The organism is Comamonas sp. BIGb0124 (assembly GCF_003752175.1).
Taxonomy (GTDB): Bacteria; Pseudomonadota; Gammaproteobacteria; order Burkholderiales; family Burkholderiaceae_C; genus Comamonas_F.
Map to the genome: position 1 here is coordinate 78,303 of NZ_RJVF01000012.1, position 18,379 is coordinate 96,681.

General features: G+C 65.3%; 16 protein-coding genes and 1 tRNA gene. 5 read left to right on the plus strand and 12 right to left on the minus strand.

The window, feature by feature from the left end; all coding sequences use genetic code 11:
- Nucleotides 1–21: 21 nt before the first annotated feature.
- From msbA to EC845_RS14915, 8 genes are all read right to left on the minus strand, one after another.
- The gene (gene msbA, locus EC845_RS14880) at nt 22–1,812 is read right to left on the minus strand and encodes a lipid A export permease/ATP-binding protein MsbA (protein ID WP_158615702.1); all 1,791 of its coding nucleotides are present in this window, start codon (nt 1,810–1,812) and stop codon (nt 22–24) included.
- A gap of 272 nt (nt 1,813–2,084) precedes the next feature.
- Nucleotides 2,085–2,177, minus strand: a tRNA-Ser gene (locus EC845_RS14885).
- A gap of 31 nt (nt 2,178–2,208) precedes the next feature.
- The gene (locus EC845_RS14890) at nt 2,209–3,471 is read right to left on the minus strand and encodes an aspartate kinase (RefSeq protein ID WP_123298922.1); all 1,263 of its coding nucleotides are present in this window, start codon (nt 3,469–3,471) and stop codon (nt 2,209–2,211) included.
- A gap of 206 nt (nt 3,472–3,677) precedes the next feature.
- Nucleotides 3,678–4,697 (minus strand): tRNA lysidine(34) synthetase TilS, encoded by a 1,020-nt coding sequence (gene tilS / locus EC845_RS14895; RefSeq protein WP_123298923.1) that lies wholly within the window; start codon nt 4,695–4,697, stop codon nt 3,678–3,680.
- Complete coding sequence (locus EC845_RS14900; protein ID WP_123298924.1) at nt 4,660–5,637, minus strand: acetyl-CoA carboxylase carboxyltransferase subunit alpha; 978 nt, start codon at nt 5,635–5,637, stop codon at nt 4,660–4,662. Before EC845_RS14900 ends, tilS begins: the two co-directional genes overlap by 38 nt.
- Nucleotides 5,638–5,880: 243 nt before the next feature.
- On the minus strand, nt 5,881–6,594 hold the full coding sequence (locus EC845_RS14905) for a DNA-3-methyladenine glycosylase (protein WP_123298925.1): 714 nt from the start codon (nt 6,592–6,594) through the stop codon (nt 5,881–5,883).
- The gene (gene cysS / locus EC845_RS14910; RefSeq protein ID WP_123298926.1) at nt 6,591–7,997 is read right to left on the minus strand and encodes a cysteine--tRNA ligase; all 1,407 of its coding nucleotides are present in this window, start codon (nt 7,995–7,997) and stop codon (nt 6,591–6,593) included. The genes EC845_RS14905 and cysS overlap by 4 nt, the downstream gene beginning before the upstream one ends.
- Nucleotides 7,998–8,386: 389 nt before the next feature.
- Entirely contained in the window at nt 8,387–10,387 is a 2,001-nt protein-coding gene (locus tag EC845_RS14915; protein ID WP_123298927.1) for a PhoX family phosphatase, read from the minus strand.
- A gap of 307 nt (nt 10,388–10,694) precedes the next feature.
- Between EC845_RS14915 and EC845_RS14920 the strand changes: the two genes are divergently transcribed.
- The 5 genes from EC845_RS14920 (at nt 10,695) to EC845_RS14940 (ending at nt 14,225) form a co-directional block, all read left to right on the plus strand.
- Complete coding sequence (locus tag EC845_RS14920) at nt 10,695–11,315, plus strand: tetratricopeptide repeat protein (RefSeq protein WP_233598097.1); 621 nt, start codon at nt 10,695–10,697, stop codon at nt 11,313–11,315.
- A 91-nt stretch (nt 11,316–11,406) separates the two neighbouring features.
- A complete protein-coding gene (locus EC845_RS14925; protein ID WP_123298928.1) occupies nt 11,407–12,036 on the plus strand; it encodes a peptidylprolyl isomerase in 630 nt (209 codons plus the stop codon).
- Between the two features lie 5 nt (nt 12,037–12,041).
- Nucleotides 12,042–12,548 (plus strand): peptidylprolyl isomerase, encoded by a 507-nt coding sequence (locus tag EC845_RS14930; protein ID WP_123298929.1) that lies wholly within the window; start codon nt 12,042–12,044, stop codon nt 12,546–12,548.
- A 26-nt stretch (nt 12,549–12,574) separates the two neighbouring features.
- Complete coding sequence (locus EC845_RS14935) at nt 12,575–13,384, plus strand: UDP-2,3-diacylglucosamine diphosphatase (RefSeq protein ID WP_123298930.1); 810 nt, start codon at nt 12,575–12,577, stop codon at nt 13,382–13,384.
- Complete coding sequence (locus EC845_RS14940) at nt 13,374–14,225, plus strand: zinc-dependent peptidase (RefSeq protein WP_123298931.1); 852 nt, start codon at nt 13,374–13,376, stop codon at nt 14,223–14,225. Before EC845_RS14935 ends, EC845_RS14940 begins: the two co-directional genes overlap by 11 nt.
- 102 nt (nt 14,226–14,327) lie before the next feature.
- Here the strand turns inward: EC845_RS14940 and gloA are convergent, their stop codons facing one another.
- The 4 genes from gloA to EC845_RS14960 form a co-directional block, all read right to left on the minus strand.
- A complete protein-coding gene (gene gloA / locus EC845_RS14945) occupies nt 14,328–14,744 on the minus strand; it encodes a lactoylglutathione lyase (RefSeq protein ID WP_204579653.1) in 417 nt (138 codons plus the stop codon).
- A 154-nt stretch (nt 14,745–14,898) separates the two neighbouring features.
- Complete coding sequence (locus EC845_RS14950) at nt 14,899–15,624, minus strand: SDR family NAD(P)-dependent oxidoreductase (RefSeq protein ID WP_123298933.1); 726 nt, start codon at nt 15,622–15,624, stop codon at nt 14,899–14,901.
- Nucleotides 15,625–15,644: 20 nt separating this feature from the next.
- Nucleotides 15,645–17,054 carry an MmgE/PrpD family protein gene (locus EC845_RS14955; protein ID WP_123298934.1) on the minus strand — a complete coding sequence of 470 codons (1,410 nt, stop codon included), beginning with the start codon at nt 17,052–17,054 and terminating at the stop codon, nt 15,645–15,647.
- Nucleotides 17,044–18,375, minus strand: coding sequence for an LLM class flavin-dependent oxidoreductase (locus EC845_RS14960; RefSeq protein ID WP_123298935.1), 1,332 nt, complete (start codon nt 18,373–18,375; stop codon nt 17,044–17,046). The genes EC845_RS14955 and EC845_RS14960 overlap by 11 nt, the downstream gene beginning before the upstream one ends.
- Nucleotides 18,376–18,379 lie beyond the last annotated feature (4 nt).

The following is an 18,379-nucleotide window of genomic DNA, read 5'->3' on the forward strand; positions in this document are numbered from 1 at the left end:
ATCACGCCCCTCCAAGGTTTTTTACACTGTGGTCTGGACGTCTGACTGGCCACGAAGCGTCGTATCCACCGCCATCTGCGCCGCCACCAACCGCGCAAATGCGCCGTCCTTGCGCATCAACTCGCCATAGTTGCCAGTCTCGATGATATGCCCCTGATCCATCACCACGATGCGATCCGCATGCTGGATGGTGGACAGGCGGTGGGCCACGACGATGGTGGTGCGGCCCGTGGTCAGATTGCGCAAGGCATCCTGCACCAGGCGCTCGGATTCGGCATCCAACGCCGAGGTGGCCTCGTCGAGGATGAGTACAGGCGCATCGCGGTAAAGCGCACGAGCGATCGCCATACGCTGGCGCTGGCCGCCCGAGAACGTCTGGCCATTGTGACCCACATGCGTTTCGAGACCGTTGGGCAGGCCCTCGACGAAGTGCAGCAGGTGAGCCCTCTTGAGGGCCTCGCGCACACGATCCATGTCGATCTGACCTTCATCGCCCTTCATCAGCAGCGCGACATTGGCAGCCACGGTGTCGTTGAAGAGCACGACATCCTGGTTGACCATGGCCATCTGGCGGCGCAAGGCTGCGAGCTTCCAGTCGCCCAGCGGTACACCGTCGAGCCGGATCTGGCCACCGGTCGGCTCCAGGAACCGCGGCAGCAGATTGACCAGCGTGGTCTTGCCTGAGCCCGACTGGCCCACAAAAGCCACGGTCTCGCCCGCCTTGATCTGCAACGACAGGTTGTCGACTGCAGGCCGATCCGTGTTGGCGTAAAGCTTGGTCACGCCGTCGATGTCGATGTCGCCGCGCGCGCGCTCGACGTCATGCGTGCCCTTGTCTTCCTCGAGCTTTTCGTCCATGAGTGCATAGATGCGCTGCAGGGCGATGGAACCACGCTGAATGCCGGGCCATACATCGCTGAGCGACTTGGCGCGCGGCACGGTCATGAGCATGGTCGTGATGTAAGCAGCAAAGCCGCCCACGGTCAGATTGCCGCTGCTCGATTGCTGCAGCGCCATGGTCACGATGATCGCCACCGCAATGGACGTGGCGATCTGGCTCAGGGGCGTGATCAGACTGCCGGCAGCATTCATCTTGATCGCGGCATTGCGCAAGAAACGGTTGATTTCCCGAAAACGGCTGTGCTGACTGGTCTGGGTACCGTAGAGACGAACCACACGGTAAGCCAGCACGTTCTCCTCGACCGCATACGTCATCTGGTCGGTGCCGCTCTGCTGGCTGCGCATGATGGCAAAGAGCCGTTCGCGCGTGAAGCGCACGATCAGCGCGACGACGGGCAACACACACATCGCCACCAGGGTCAGCCGCCAATTGGTATAGAACAGAAAACCGACCAGGGCGATCAGCGACAAGCCCTCCTTGACGAAAGTCTGCACCGAATTGACCAGCGAGCCCACTGCGTTCTGGGTTTCCAGCGAGATGGTGTTGATCAGCATGCTGGACGGCTGACGCTCGAACAGGCTGGGCTCGGAGTGCAACATGCGACCGAACAGACGGGTGCGGATATCGGCGATCATGCTCTGCGTGGAGCGCGTCATGACATACGACGAAAGATAGTTGGCCCCCGCCCGCAGCGTGAACACCCCGACGATCACCAACGGTATGGCCCACACGGGATAGTTGATGCCCTGTGCGGTATTGGCTACGGAGGTGTCGAGCAGCTTGGCCATCAAGGCCGGGATAATGGGCTCGATGGCCGCAGACACGATGGAACACACCAGCGCGATCCACAGGCCGGCCTGATGGGGCTTCAGGTCACGAAGGAAACGCTTGACGTCGAACGAGTAATTCACAGCGGTTGCAATCTGTTCTTATGGGGGCGCGCGGCTGTACCGGATGCACGGCCAGCGGCTCCTTGTTGGATGAGAAGAGAAAAGAGGCGCACGGCGTCTCCGGACTTCACATCATAAAGGCCCTGTACGCCCTCGCTTGTAAGCCACGGACGACCGTACCGCCACTGAGCCCGACCGACCACACAGACACCGGTGTGAATGCTTCGCATACCGGCGCGCCCAAGAAAAAAGGACAGCGTTTGACGGCTGTCCTTGAATCGGGTTTCAACGAGTGGCGGAGACGAAGGGATTCGAACCCTTGATGCAGCTCATCACCGCATACTCCCTTAGCAGGGGAGCACCTTCGGCCTCTCGGTCACGTCTCCACTCTGGTTGAAGCTCGCATTATGCCATGGATCAGGCCTGATCCAGGTCAAATGCCTTGTGCAATGCGCGAACGGCCAATTCCATGTATTTCTCGTCGAGCACGACGGAGGTCTTGATCTCGGAAGTGGAGATCATCTGGATGTTGATGCCCTCTTCGCTCAGCACGCGGAACATCTGGCTGGCGACGCCGACATGGCTGCGCATGCCGATGCCGACGATGGAGACCTTGCAGATCTTCGTGTCGCCGACGACTTCTTCGGCACCCAGGTGCGGAACGACCTGGTTCTTCAGGATGTCCACGGTACGGGCGTAGTCGTTGCGGTTGACGGTGAAGCTGAAGTCGGTCTTGCCATCCTTGCTGATGTTCTGGATGATGACGTCGACTTCGATGTTGGCCGCGCTGATGGCGCCCAGGATCTGGTAGGCGATGCCCGGCTTGTCGGGCACGCCGAGCACGGAGACCTTGGCTTCGTCGCGAGCGAACGCGATGCCGGACACGAGAGCTTGTTCCATTTTTTCGTCTTCCTCAAAAGTGATCAACGTGCCGGACCGGGCTTCTTCGTCGATATCGATGTCCCACGGGGTGAAGCTGCTGAGCACGCGCAGCGGCACCTTGTACTTGCCTGCGAATTCCACGGAGCGGATCTGCAGCACCTTGGAGCCCATGGAGGCCATCTCGAGCATTTCCTCGAAACTGATGGTCTGCAGGCGGCGTGCCTCGGGCACGACACGCGGGTCGGTGGTGTAGACGCCGTCGACGTCGGTGTAGATCAGGCACTCGTCGGCCTTGAGGGCGGCGGCCACGGCCACGGCCGAGGTGTCGCTGCCACCGCGGCCCAGCGTGGTGATGTTGCCCGTCGGGTCCACGCCCTGGAAACCGGTGATGACGACCACACGGCCGGCGTCGAGGTCGCGGCGGATCTTGGCGTCATCGATGGATTCGATGCGGGCCTTGGTGTAGGCATCGTTGGTCTTGATGGGCACCTGCCAGCCGGCGTACGACACCGCCGACAGGCCTTCGCTCTGCAGTGCGATGGACAGCAGACCGACCGAGACCTGCTCGCCGGTGGAGGCCAGCATGTCGAGTTCACGATTGATGCCGGTGGTGGCGATGGGCGGAGCCAACTCCTTGGCCAGGCCGAGCAGGCGGTTGGTTTCACCGCTCATGGCGGAGGGAACGACCACGATCTGGTGGCCGGCGCGTACCCACTTGGCCACGCGCTTGGCGACATTGCGGATGCGCTCGGTCGAGCCCATCGAGGTGCCGCCGTATTTATGGACGATCAAAGCCATTCAAAAACACCCAGGATACGGATAGGAGGTCCAGCAGGACTCGGCGCACACACGGCCCTGTCGCTCAAGCGGCCTGCACGTGAACCCTGCAACGGTGCCAGCCCCGCCAAGCCCGGGCGCGGATGGCGCCAGAGCCGGGAAGGTGCGCATCGTCCGGCCGATCAGGCCGCAAGACTCAAGGCGATGCGCGGGGCAAAACCGCAGGATTATAAAGGCCCTGCCTGCCAAGCCAGACACGGACCCTCACGCACGACATGGCCTTGACCCACCTTGAGGTGAATTCGATGCCCCCGTGTCGTGCAGGCGGCCACCTGTCTGAGCAGCGCCTCGAGCTGCGCCGCACTGCCGCTGCGTCCGCCCTGCTGCTTGAGCCAGTGGCGCAGCACGTTGGCCTGGCGCGCCTGGGTCAGGCCCTGCAGGGCCGCGATCCGGGGCGGGCACCCGACTTCGGCCAGGTCGGCCCGGGCCAGTTCGTCGAGCAGGTCCTGGCCCTGCGCGGCATGGGCCGCCGAACGGGCAAAGGTGGTTCGAAAACCCGGAAACACCTGTTCGAGCACCGGCAGCAACTGAAGGCGGATGCGGTTGCGGGTATAACCCGTGTCCCGATTGGTGGGGTCCTCGATCCAATCCAGGCCTTGCGCCTGCAAGCCGCTGCGGATCTCGGCGGCGGTCAGCGCCAGCAGCGGGCGCTCGAACACCATGCCATGGCGCTCGAATCGTGCGGGCATGGCCGCCAGCCCGGCCAGGCCGGCGCCGCGGCTCAGGGCCAGCAGCAAGGTCTCGATCTGGTCGTCGGCATGCTGGGCCAGCACCACCCGGCCCGCGTCCGCCCGGCGGGCCGCCAGCGCCAGCGTGGCGTAACGCACCTGGCGAGCGATCTCTTCCGGGCTTTGCCCGACGGCATGGCGGGCGTCCACACGCTGCGTGTCGAAAGGGATGCCCCAGGCCAGACAGCGCTCGCGGCAGTGATGTTCGAAGCCGTCGGCGGCAGCCTGCAGCCCGTGGTGCACGTGCAAGGCGATCAGAGGACCCGCCCAGTGACGGGCGGCCGCACACAGCAAGGCGGTCGAATCCGCGCCACCGCTGTAGGCCACGGCAAGCGTCGGGGAAGAGGCCCCTGGAACCGATCGTTGCCGGGCCCAAACGACAAACGCCGCATCGGCGGCGCTGTCGGGCAAGGCGGCAAGATCAGGCGCGATCGGCCTTGGTGTCGTTGAAGCGTCCATAGGCCTGCAGGCGCTGGTAGCGGCGATCCAGCAGTTCCGGGACCTTGAGATCGGCCACCTGGCGGTAGGCCTCGCCCAGCGCACGCTTGAGGAAAGCGCCCATCTGCTTGTGGTCGCGATGCGCGCCGCCGACCGGCTCGTTGACGATCTTGTCGATCAGGCCGAGCGCCTTGAGGCGGTGGGCCGTGATGCCCAGCGCTTCGGCGGCGTCCTGGGCCTTCTCGCTGGTCTTCCAGAGGATGGAAGCACAGCCCTCGGGGCTGATCACCGAGTACACCGAATACTGCAGCATGAGCACCTGGTCGGCCACGGCAATCGCCAATGCGCCGCCGGAGCCGCCTTCGCCGATGATGGTGGTGACGATCGGCACTTCGAGCTGAGCCATCTCGAAGATGTTGCGGCCGATGGCCTCGGACTGGCTGCGCTCTTCGGCATCGATGCCGGGGTAGGCACCGGGCGTGTCGACGAAGGTGAAAACGGGAATCTTGAACTTCTCGGCCGTCTTCATCAGGCGCAGAGCCTTGCGATAGCCCTCGGGCCGCGTCATGCCGAAATTGCGCAGGGCACGTTCCTTGGTGTCACGGCCCTTCTGATGGCCGATGACCATGCAGGGCGTGCCGTTGAAGCGGGCCAGGCCCCCCACCATGGACTGATCGTCCGAAAAGTGGCGGTCGCCGTGCATCTCGACGAAGTCGGTGAAGATCTCCCGCACATAGTCGAAGGTGTACGGCCGCTCGGGGTGGCGGGCGATCTTGGTGATCTTCCAGGGCGTGAGGTCGCTGTAGATGTCCTTGGTCAGCTGAAAGCTCTTCTTGCTGAGCTGGTCGATCTCGTCGGAGATGTCGACGGCGGACTCGGTCTGGACGTAGCGTAGTTCGTCGATCTTGCGTTCGAGCTCGGCAATGGGCTGCTCAAAATCGAGGAAAGTTTTTTTGGACAAAAGGTTCTCCCGTGAGACGCGTCTGGGGCGCGATGATGCCACAGACAATCCGGACAAGGCAAAAAGGCGGGAACGACTCTCACGCTTCGAGAATCAGCTTCCGCGGTTGAACAACAGTCTGGGCGCCATCGTTCGCTCCATCTTTATGAGCAATCGACCAGTGGGCCCTTGCGGTTTGGAGCCACGCGAGCGGCACCGGGTTCCGGAAGCCGGATGGCGACATGGCGCCCCGGCCTTCGGCAGTCAGTAGGCGACCGGCAGCGGTTCGAGCGAACGCCAGATGTACCAGGTGGCCACCGTGCGGTACGGTGCCCACGCCATGGCGACTTCGCGCGCATCGCTGCGGCTGACGGGGTCGCCCGAGAAATAACATTCGCTGATGCCCTTGATGAGGCCGGCATCGTCCAGCGGCAGCACATTGGGGCGCAGCAGATGGAACATCAGGAAGATCTCGGCCGTCCAGCGGCCCACGCCGCGGATGGCCACCAGTTCGGCGATGATGTCCTCGTCGTCCATGCCCTGCCACTGGTCGGTATGCAGCACGCCGTTGCTGAACTTCAGGGCCAGGTCGACCAGGTACTCGACCTTGCGCGCCGACAGTCCGGCCGCACGCATGTCGTCCACGCGCAGCTTGAGCACGTGTTCGGGCGACATCTGCGCGGGCAGATGCATGAAGCGGTCCCAGACGGCCTGCGCGGCCTTGACCGAGATCTGCTGGCCCACGATGCTGCGCGCCAGCGTGGTGAAGGCATCGCCGCGCGACTGCAGGCAGGCGTTGCCGAACTGCGGGATGAGACGCTTCATCACGCGGTCCTTCTTGACGAGGTGGCGGCAGCCTTCGGACCAGAAATCCGGCACCTGGAGCACGGCCTGCGGATCGGCGGCCACACCTTGCCCCGGCACCAGAGGCAACACGGTCTCTGCCGGCAGGGCGATGCCCGTGGCGGCGGCCTTCATGGCTGGCCCTCGCCCGGCGTACGGGCGGTGGCTTCCCAGGTGGTGCCGGCGGCACTGTCCTTGAGGACGATGCCCTGGGCCAGCAGCGACTGGCGGATGCGATCGGCTTCGGCGTAGTTGCGCTCGGCCTTGGCCTGGGCGCGCCGGGCGATCGCGGCTTCGATGGCCGGCTCGTCCAGGCCGGCACCGGCCTGCAGGAAAGCGCGGGGATCCCCCTGCAGCAGGCCCAGGCAGCCGCCCAGTGCGCGCAGCAGTCCGGCCAGGCCGGCATCCCGTGTGCGGTTGATTTCGGAGGCGAGTTCGAAAAGCACGGCAATGGCCTCGGGTGTGCCGAAGTCCTCGTCCATCGCTGCCTTGAAACGCGCGGCGTGGGGCTCGGTCCAGTCGATGGGGCCGGCATCGCCTGCTGCGGGCACGGCATCGAGCGCGGTGTACAGGCGCTTGAGCGAGGCCCTGGCGTCGTCGAGGTGCACGTCGCTGTAGTTCAGGTCGCTGCGGTAGTGGGTGCGCACGATGAAGAAACGCACGGTTTCGGCGTCGTAGCGCGCCAGCACCTCGCGGATGGTGAAAAAATTGCCCAGCGACTTGGACATCTTTTCGTTGTCGACACGGACAAAGCCGTTGTGCACCCAGTACTGCGCAAGCGCCTGGCCGCTGGCGCCCTCGCTCTGCGCGATTTCGTTTTCGTGATGCGGAAACTGCAGATCGGCACCGCCGCCGTGAATGTCGAACGACTCGCCCAGCAACGCGCAGCTCATGGCCGAGCACTCGATGTGCCAGCCCGGCCGGCCTGCGCCATAGGCACTGGGCCACTGGGCCTCGGCGGGCTCCTCGGGCTTGGCGCTTTTCCAGAGCACGAAATCGAGCGGATCCTGTTTGCCGTCGAGCACGGCCACGCGCTCGCCGGCACGCAGTTCGTCGAGCGACTTGCCGCTGAGCTTGCCGTAGCCGTCGAACTTGCGAACGGCGTAATTGACGTCGCCGCCGGGCACCCGGTAGGCCAGGCCCTTCTGCTCGAGACGGTCGATGAGGCCCAGCATCTGCGGCACGTAGTCGGTGGCACGCGGCTCGTGCGTGGGGCGTTCGATGCCGAGGGCATCGGCATCCTCGTGCAGGGCATCGATCATGCGGTTCGTCAGGGAACGGATGCTCTCGCCGTTGTCCAGCGCCCGCCGGATGATCTTGTCGTCGATGTCGGTGACGTTGCGCACATAGGTGACGCCGTAGCCCGAGGCCCGGAGCCAGCGCTGGATGACGTCGAAGGTCATCATCGAACGCGCATGGCCGAGGTGACACAGGTCATACACCGTCATGCCGCACACGTACATGCCCACGTGGCCGGGGTTGATCGGGGCAAAAGGCGCCATCCCACGCGTGAGCGTGTTGTAGATGCGGAGTGTCATGACAGAAAGAATTGGGGGGACTGCTGTGCGGGCGATGCGCCGAAGTCAGCCACGGGTTGCGGCCGCCTGTGCGCCGCAGCCAGCGGATCGCCGGGCAGGCGGCAAAGTATAAGCGTGCGCGCAGGGTTTGTCGGCTTGCCGCAGCGGCCACTGCTGCGGTGCTTGACAGAGGCCCGACACTGAGGCATGGGACACATCAATATTGGAAGCAAACCCACTCGATATGAAAAGCCCTTGACGGCTTTTCCATCCCCATGAAAAAACACCTGCCCGCGCAACGCGGACAGGTGCCGGGAGTGGCCCTGCAACGAGTCGCTGTGGCGGCAAGCCGTCACAGCAGCCCATCCGGGGCACCCTGAACACGGGCCTCGGGGCCCGCCGATGCGTGATCAGGTGCTCTTCTTGTCGAGGCTGATGCTGCGGCCGACAGCGGTGATGTAGCCCACCGACGCAGAGAAGCCGTTGTTGTAGTTGGTATTGATATAGGGCTCCAGCGTGTCCTTGATCTTGCCGTGCAGGCTGCTCCAGTCGCCGGCGTGCTGGAAGTTGCTCATGACATAGGTCCAGCCGTTGATCTCGTCGACGGCATGCAGGCCGGTGGATTCCGCACCCGCCGGGGTCGACAGGATGCGGGACAGCTCCTGGGTGTCGACGTTGTAGGCCCACAGGAAATTGTTGACGTGATTGCCGCTGTCCTCGCCGATGAACAGGGTGCGCAGTTTTTCCGAGAACTTCAGGTTGTCCGGGCTGGCGACCTTGTCGGGGTTGGCGGTGTTGCCCAGGGCGTCGGCAGCGATGTCCTCGCCGCGCAGCATCAGATGCGAGGCCAGGGGCACCCAGGCGCTGTCGATGGCGCCGGCCAGGTGATCCTTGGCGCCCTCGCCCAGCTTGTGCTGCAGAATGCCGCCGGCCTTGATGGTGGTCGGGAAGGTGACCTGGTGGGCGGCCGACCAGGCGGCCTGTCCGCTGATCATCGAGGTCTGGATATTGGCCAGCGCGGAATAGGCGACCTTGTCCTTGGCGTTGACGGTGGTGCCCTCCATCTTGGTGAAGGCCATGCTGCCGCCGACCAGGTTGGCATAACGGTGGGTTTCCAGGAACGCAGCGGCCTTCTCCATGCCCGCCACCAGCTTGACCCAGTTGGCCGTGCCGTCGCAATACATCTTGGTGTACGACGCATCGGACGGATCGCTGTACTTGACATCCATGATGTCGGTGGGCTTGAGCGAATTGGCCAGGGCCTCGATCTCGGCGCTGGTGGCGTGCCCCAGCTTGATCCAGGTCATCGCGGCGGTCGAGGTGTCGGTGAGCACGGCGTCGTAGCGCGCCACATACAGGGTGCCGGCCGAGAGGTCGCGTGCCTTGTCGGCCACGAACATGAAGAAGCCGCCGTTGGTGTAATCGTCGCCCATGATGACGGTGCGCTCGTCGGGCATGACCTGCACCAGTTCATGCGAGATGCGGCCCAGGCAGTAATGCTTGGTCACCGAGCCGGTGCCGTCCTGGTTCACCGTGATCTCGGGCAGGTGGCCGTAGTGATAGGGATTGGCTGTCGTTTCGTTGCCGAAGACGTTCTTGCTGTAGCCACGGAACTGCGACGAGGTGGCGGCGGTGAATGCGTCGGGCTCGTACTCTTCGCTCGACAGGTGGGTGTTCCAGGGCGACAGGCTGGCGCCGCAGGTGATCCACAGCCCGTGCGCGCTGGACATGTCGACGTTGTGGTATTTCTTGAGCGTGAGAGCGCCGGTGGCCGGGTCCTGGTCCAGGGTCAGCACGGCGATCGGCGACGGCAGGCGGCCGTACATGCTGGTGACGCCGTCCTGGGCCAGCGACGCATACTCGAACTGCACCACACAGAAGACCGGGTGGGCAACGCCATCGACCTTTGCGCCCTCGAGGTGGATCAGCGAGGTGCCGTCCGGGCAGTCGGAAAAGAACTGCCGGGGCGACGCGGCCACCGAGGTGTCGATGATGGCCTTGTTGGCGATGTCGTAGTAGCCGCCGGCCAGGATCGTGCCGCCCTTGCCGTCCGGCACCATGTCGCCGGTCTTGAAGAAGGGCTGATAGGCCAGATCGAAGGTTTCGCTGCTGCCGTCGCTGAACGAGACCTTGAGCTGCGAGTCGACGGTGGTCGTCGCCATGGCCGCGGGATTGGCAAGACTGGGTGCCGCCATGCCGACGAAGGAAGCGGAGGCAAATGTCACGGCCGGCGCCACGGTGGGCGGCGTGACGGCGTCGTTGCCGTCCCCGCCATCGCCACCGCAGGCGGCCAGGGTGGCTGCAGCGGCCAGGGTGCCGCCCAGGGGCAGCATGGGCGCACCCGCCAGCACTTTGAGCAAACGGCGGCGCGTCGCCTGGGCCGAGGCGAAAGAGGTCGAATTCTGAGTCATGGGGTACCTGTTATCGTAAATTTGTGGGGCGATTGACCCGGTCGCACCCTGGTACTGGCACAAGGACGTCGGTCCCTTGCCACGCCCAGCCGCTGCACACACAAAAGGAGTACGTCTGACCGGGTCACCCCCAACCATAAGTATTCGATGTGACAATAAAATGTCACCGGTAGAACCAGACCACGACAAACGAGTTTCAAGTCGTCCGCTGACGTCCGGCCCCCGTGCCTTTGCGCTATCCTGCGCACTGGACGCCTGTCCGCGCACGCACGGCCTCATCGTGCATTCATCCTTAGGCAGTTTTTCCATGCACCAACCGTCCTCGGTCAAGCCGCAGCTTGCCTTCACCTGCGCCACGCGCGCGAACGTGCCGCAACGGTGGCGTTCGGCGTTGTTCTCCGCCGTGCTGGCGACCGGCATGGTCGTGCTGTCCGCCGCCCTGCCGACATCGGCACAGGCACAGGCCGCCGTTGCCGCGCAGGTCAATCTGGCTTACCAGAACATCCAGCAACTGATCGCCGAACGCCGCTACGACGCGGCGATCGCCGCCGCCGACCGTTACCTGGCCGACAACCGCCGCGACCCCCAGGTGCGTTTCCTCAAGGGCGTGGCCCAGACGGGCAGCGGCAACACCGATGCCGCCATCGCGACCTTCACCGAACTGGTCCAGGTCTACCCCGAACTGCCAGAGCCCTACAACAACCTGGCCGCCATCTACGCCGGTCGAGGCGATTTCGACAAGGCCCGCGAGTTGCTGCAGCAAGCGGTACAGGCCAATCCGGCCTATGCCGTGGCGCATGAGAATCTGGGCGACATCTATATCCAGCTGGCCGCACGCGAGTACCAGCAGGCCCAGAGCCTCGATGCCCGCAATGCCCGCCTGGCCCCCAAGCTGCGCCTGACTTCGCAGTTGCTCGCACCGCAGTGAGCGCGGCGCTGAAGGCACCTGGAACAATCACCTCTTTATTCCTTTTCCGGCTTTTTTCCGCATTAAGATAGCAAACAAAGCATATAAAGCGATGAATACAAACCGCTCTTCCTTTTTCACATCCTCGGCCACCCGCAGACAATGGGGCATCCGCCTCAGTGGCCTGGCATTGGCCCTGGCCGTCACGATGCCCGCCATGGCGCAGACCGCCGCAGCGGGCAGTTCGCAACCGGTCGTCCGCTTCAAGACGACGGCGGGCGACATCGTTCTGACCCTCGATGCCGCCAAGGCGCCGGTGACCGTGGCGAACTTCGTCCAGTACGTGAAGGATGGCCACTACAACGGCACCATTTTCCACCGCGTCATCGACGGTTTCATGATCCAGGGCGGCGGCTTCAATGCAGACATGCGTGAACGCGAGACGCGTGCGCCCATCAAGCTCGAAGCCGGCAACGGACTGCGCAACACGCGCGGCACGGTGGCCATGGCCCGCACCCGGGATCCGAATTCCGCCACGGCCCAGTTCTTCATCAACGTGGCCGACAACGCCAACCTCGACGCACCCCGGCCCGACGGCCATGGCTACGCCGTGTTTGGCCGTGTCACGCAAGGCATGGAGGTGATCGACAAGATCCGTGCCGTCCAGACGGGCAACCGCGGACCCCATCAGAACGTCCCGGTCACGCCCATTACCATCACACAAGCCACTCTCGAAAGGTGAGACCCATGAGCAATCCCAAAGTAGACCTGCATATCAAGGACCACGGCGTCATCACGCTGGAACTCGACGCCGACAAGGCCCCCAAGTCGACAGCCAACTTCCTGGCCTACGTGGCCAAGGGCCACTACGACAACACCATCTTCCACCGTGTCATCGACGGCTTCATGATCCAGGGCGGCGGTTTCGAACCCGGCATGGCCCAGAAGCCCAGCGATGCACCGATCGAAAACGAAGCCAACAACGGCCTGGCCAACAACCGCTACACGGTGGCCATGGCTCGCACCTCCGACCCGCACTCGGCCACGGCTCAGTTCTTCATCAACGTCGCCGACAACAGCTTCCTCAACCACACGGCGCCCAGCGCCCAGGGCTGGGGTTACGCCGTGTTCGGCAAGGTCGTTGCCGGAACCGAACTCGTCGACGCGCTGCGCCGTGTGAAGACGACACGCAAGGGTTACCACGACGACGTGCCCGCCACCGACGTGGTGATCGAAAAGGCCGTGGCCGTCTGATCGACGAACGCCGACGCACCCCTGTCATGACGACTTCGCCTGCCATTCCCCACGCCGAAGAACTGGTCGCGCCCGCCGAGTGGCGCACCGTCGACTTCATCGCCGATCTGCATCTGCAGGAAAGCGAGCCGGCCACCCTGGAGGCCTGGCAGCGCTATCTCGCGCAGACACCGGCCGAGGCGGTCTTCATGCTGGGCGATCTGTTCGAGGTGTGGATCGGCGACGATGCCGCGCTGGAGCAGACCGACAGTTTCGAGGCCCGCTGCGGCCGCATCCTGCTGGAAGCCAGCCGCCAGCGCGACCTGCTGTTCATGCCCGGCAACCGGGATTTCCTGGTGGGTCCGGCCTTCCTCGACGCCTGCGGCGTGCGGGGCCTGGCCGACCCGACGGTGCTGAACTTCGGCGGCACACGCTGGCTGCTCAGCCATGGCGACGCGCTGTGCCTGGCCGATACGCGCTACATGCAGTTTCGCGCCATGGTGCGCAGCCCGCAGTGGCAAGAGCCGCTGCTGGCCAAGTCCCTGGCCGAGCGGCAGATGATCGCCAGCCAGATGCGTGCACAGAGCCGGGCCCAGCAGAGCCGCGTGGAAAGCCACGCCGATCTCGACGGTCCCGCCACCGTATCCTGGCTGCAGGCTCACAACAGTCCCGTGATGATCCACGGACACACCCACAGGCCTGCCGAGCACACGCTCGATGCCGATCACCAGCGCATCGTGCTGAGCGATTGGGAGGCCACCGCCACGCCGCCGAGGCTCGAAGCCCTGCGCCTGACGCTCACCGACGGCGCGGGCGTCTCGTGGCAACGCATTCCTTTATCAACTTATGTGGCTTGACCGCTGGAAAGCCCGCCGCGCCCTCAGGCGCAAGGCCATTCCAGAGGTGCTGTGGAACCATGCGCTGACCGCCCTGCCGTTCCTTCACGAACTCGAGCCGGGCGAGCTCAGGCACCTGCGCACGCTCAGCAGCCTGTTCCTCGACCACAAGCAATTCACGGGCGTCAACGGCTTCGAAGTGACCGATCAGGTCGCCTTGCTGGTGGCCGTGCAGGCCTGCCTGCCCTTGCTGCACATGGCCCCCGAAAACCGGCCCTGGATGGCGCTCGAGTGGTACGACGATTTTGTCGGCATCGTGATGCAGCCCAGCGAGGTGGTCGCCCGGCGCACGACGCACGACGACAGCGGTGTGGTGCATTACTACACCGAGGTGATCGATGGCGAGGCAATGGAAGGCGGCCCCGTGATGCTGAGCTGGCCCATGGTCGCCGATGCCGCCGTGCTGGCGATGGACGGCTACAACCTGGTGATCCACGAGTTCATCCACAAGATGGACATGCGCAACGGCCCGGCCGACGGCTGCCCTCCCCTGCCCAGCGGTTTCATGGGCCATGCGAACCGATCGTCCGTCTACCAGGAATGGAACCAGACCTGGGGCGTCGCGTACGACGATTTCCGGCAGCAGGTGATCATGTATCAGCGCTTCGGCGCGCCGCCGCCGTGGCTCGACGCGTATGCGGCCAGCGCCCCGGCGGAATTCTTCGCCGTGGCCTGCGAGGCGTATTTTGTGAATCGGACGATGTTCACCCGGAATTTTCCGACACTCGTTCCGCTGCTCGACGCGTTCTTCAACCCTGAAGGCGGCACGGTCCCTCTGCAAGCGAGAGTGCTGCCGGTCTGACACCGGCAAACGACCGCAGCGCCGGGCTCGTGCCCCCGCGGCAAGGCCGGCAGGCCACGCAGCGGACCGGAGGAAACCGGACCGTGCGCAGGATCTCTTTCTTCAGGCGCGCAGGCCGCCACCCGGCGCTGCGTCGTCGGCGCGCTGGATCAACTCGATCTTGTAGCCGTCGGGATCGGTGACGAAGGCAATGACCGTGGTGCCGCCCTTGACCGGGCCGGGTTCGCGTGTCACCTGTCCGCCCGCAGCGCGGATCTTGTCGCAGGCCGCGTAGGCATCGGGTACGCCGATCGCGATATGGCCGTAGGCCGTGCCCAGTTCGTAACGCGTGGTGCCCCAGTTGTACGTGAGCTCGAGTTCGGCCTGAGCCGGGTTGCTTTCGTAGCCGAGGAACGCCAGCGAGTATTTGTACTCGGGGTTCTCGGACGTCCGCAGCAGCTTCATCTCGAGCACCTGGGTGTAGAAATCGATGGCGCGCTGCAGGTCGCCGACGCGCAACATCGTGTGGAGCATTCGCATGGTGGATTCTTTCTGGTTCGGTGCTTGTCGCACTGAGTTTACCCAACTGACCGGCACTGCCGAACAAGAAGAATCGGTGCGCCAGCCCATCGCCGGCGCGGTCGCGTACCGGCTCGCCTCGACCCGTCCCCCGCAACGGCCGACCCCGGCCGGCTCAGGTCCTGGCGCCGCGTCCGCCGTCGACGGGCAGGACGGCACCCGTGATGTGCGCCGCTGCATCCGACAGCAGAAACGAGATGGCCTGTGCCACATCGGACGATCGCGCGGGTTGTTGCAAGGCATTGCCGATGCCGCCGGCGCCCTGCGCCAGCATGGCGCGCAGCCGGGGCGAGTCCACAGGGCCGGGGGCAACGGCATTCACCCGTATGCCCCGGGGCCCGTAGGCCGTGGCCAATCCCTGGACCAGCAGATTGATGGCGGCATTGGCGCACGCACCCGGCAGATGACGCGGTGGCGGTTCGCTGCCGCCCCGTCCGCTGACCAGCACCACGCTGCCCTGCCCGCGTTCGAGCATGAAGGGCAGCGCAGCCCGCACGACACGCACCGAGCCCAGGAGTTTGGTGTCGAGGACCTGACGCCAGGCCGCATCGTCCAGGGACAGGAAGTCGCCGAAGAGGGGCAGCGTGGTGAGGCAGACCACGCCATCGATGCGGCCCTGCGTGGCCACGATCCGCCGGGCTGCCGACTCGACATCCGCACCGTGCGTGACATCCAGCGCGAGGGGCGACCAGCGGTCGCTTTCGGCAGGCTCTGCATCGTCGATGCGGCGAGACGACAGCACGACATGGGCCCCCTGTGCATGCAGGGCATGGGCCAGGGCATTGCCCAGGGCACCCGTGGCCCCCGTGATCCAGATGACGCGATCGGCGAGTGTGGACATGAAGCAGGTTCCTGGCTGGATCAGTGGATGAGGCCTTCGAGGCCGGAGGGGAGCCGATCCATGTGCTGGATCCGTTCGAGTCGATCGACCTGCTCGACGAGCCGGTGCAAATCGTCGGCCGACAGAGGCGTCTCGGCGCGTGCGCCGCAATCCGTCCATTTGGCAAACAGGGCTTCGTCCGTCAACGGGGCCTCGGATCCGCCGACGACCTGTTCGCAGCGTGCGGTCACCTCTCGGCCCCCCTGCAGCACGATCGAGACACTGGCCGGAGCGAGCTCGGCCGTGTTCAGCGGATCGATGTCGATCCGGATGCGCTCGATGAGCGGGAGCACACGGGGATCGTCGAGCGCCTGGGGCTCGATCTGGTCCAGGCCGATCCGGCCGTGCACCAGGCAACAGGCCAGGTGGTAGCGCAGGCTGAACTGGGCCGTGACCTGTGCATCGCCGCGCCGGGAAAACGCCGCCCCGACCAGCCTCGCCATGAAAGGCGATACCGTGGCGGTCAACGAGGCGATGTCGTTGGCGTTCAACCGATACCGGGCACGCAGCGACAGGCAGGCTTCGATGGCGGCGTGGCTGCAGGCGCATACGGGATAGGCTTTCAGCCCGGTGTCCAGGAACTGCCATTGCTGCCACAGCCCGTCGAGGACCTGGCTGTCGTCGCCGGGTTGCGTCAGCGCCCGCAGTCCGAAACGGCCTTCGAGCGCATGCTCGGGCGCGCTGGCGCCGCTCGCCGCGAGATGAGCGGCAAACACGCCCTGGCGTGCAGCCAGCGCGGGCTGCAGGCGTTTGCTCAGGACTTGTTCGACATTGGCTTGCTGGGTGCCCGCAGCCTGGCTGCAGGCCAATCCGATCGCGTGCCGCAAGGTCACGTCCGGCAGTTGCATGAGCTTGCCTGCGGCGACTGCCGCACCCAGTCCGCCATACAGCGAGGTGCCGCTCCAGCCCTTGGAGGGCCCCTGCGCGGCGCGTGACCAGCGGCTGACCAGCTCGCTGCCGGCGACATAGGCGGCGATGAAATCGCGTCCGCCGGCACCGCTGGCTTCGGCCATGCTCCAGGCCGCCGGCAGGCACACCAGATCGGCATGCACCGCACGGTTGAGACTGTCGAAGTCGAGCGCTGCGGCATGCAGGGTGTTGACGAAGGTGGCATCGACCGCATGCACGCCGGCAGGCTGCCGCAGGAACCAGGGCTTGCTGCGGCCGGGCGCAGCGGGCACGGCCGTACGCAGCGCCCGGCTGCTGGTGCCTCCGGCACGGCCGGCGCCGGCTGCGGCGACCACCAGCGTGTCGACGATCAGGCGTTTGGCGTGCTTCACCACCTCGGCGGGCAGATCGTCGTACCGCAGCTTCGTCACGGCCTGCGCGATGCCGTGACTGTGGCTGGCTGCCGGCGGCTTGCCGGCGCCGTCGGGCGTCTTATCGGGCATGCGGATGCACCGGTCTCTGCAGACCCAGATGGTCGCGCAGCGTGTGCCCTTCGTACTGCGTACGGAACAGTCCGCGGCGCTGCAGTTCCGGCACGACGGCTTGCGTGAAATCCTCGAGTGCCGCCGGGAAATGGGCCGGCATGATGTTGAATCCGTCGGCCGCCTGGCTTTCAAGCCAGTCCTGCATGACGTCGGCCACGTCCTGAGCCGTGCCGACCACCGTGAGGTGCCCGCGCGCACCGGTGACATGCTGGTAGAGCTGACGAATGGTGAGGTTGTCGCGCCGGGCCAGCTCGACGAGCAGTTGCCGCCGGCTGGTCGGGCCGTTCGTGGGCGGCAGTTCGGGCAGCGGCCCGTCGAGCGGATAGGCCGACAGATCCACCTCGCCGAGCGAGGTCGCCAGCGTGGCGAGTCCGACCGCGGGCGGCACGGCTTCCTGCAACTGGGCCTGCTTGTCCTGCGCTTCCTGGCGCGAACGGCCGACGACCGGTGCGAGTCCGGGCATGATGAGCGGCGCCCCGACCGAACGACCGGCGTCGGCCGCGCGCTGTTTCATGTCGCGGTAGAAAGCCTGCGCGGTTTCCTTCTGGTGCTGGGCCGTGAAGATCACGTCGGCGCCCCGGGCGCCCAATGCACGGCCCGTATCGGATGAACCGGCCTGCACCAGCACCGGATGGCCCTGGGGTGGCCGGGCCACGGTGAGCGGACCCTGCACCGAAAAATGCTCGCCCCGGTGCTGCAGCACATGCAGGCGCTCGGGGTCGAAGAACCGGCCGTTCTCCTTGTCGAGCAGCCAGGCATCGTCCTGCCAGCTGTCCCAGAGGCCGCGCACCACGTCCAGGAACTCCGAGGCCCGCGCATAGCGGTCGGCATGCTGGGCGTGGCTCGATCGGCTGAAATTGCGTGCTTCGGACTCGTTGTTGGAGGTCACGAGATTCCAGCCCGCACGGCCTCCCGACAGATGATCCAGGCTGGCGAATTGACGCGCCACGGCATAGGGCTCGTTGTAGGTGGTGGTGGCCGTCCCGACCAGCCCGATGCGTTCGGTGACCGCGGCGAGCGCGGCCAGGGTCGTCAGCGGATCCCAGGTGAGTGCACGCGCGGTGCCGCTGAGCGCCTGCAGATCGGATGCGCCGCGCATGGCATATGAGTCCTGGATGAACACCATGTCGAAGCAGGCGGCTTCGGCTAGGCGCGCGAGGGCCGTGTAATGGCGGAAATCGCTGGCCGCCAGGGCCACGGCCTTCGGATGGCGCCAGCCCGCGACATGATGGCCCGCCTCCTGGAGAAACAGGCCCAGGTGCAGTTTCGGTTGAGTCATGGCA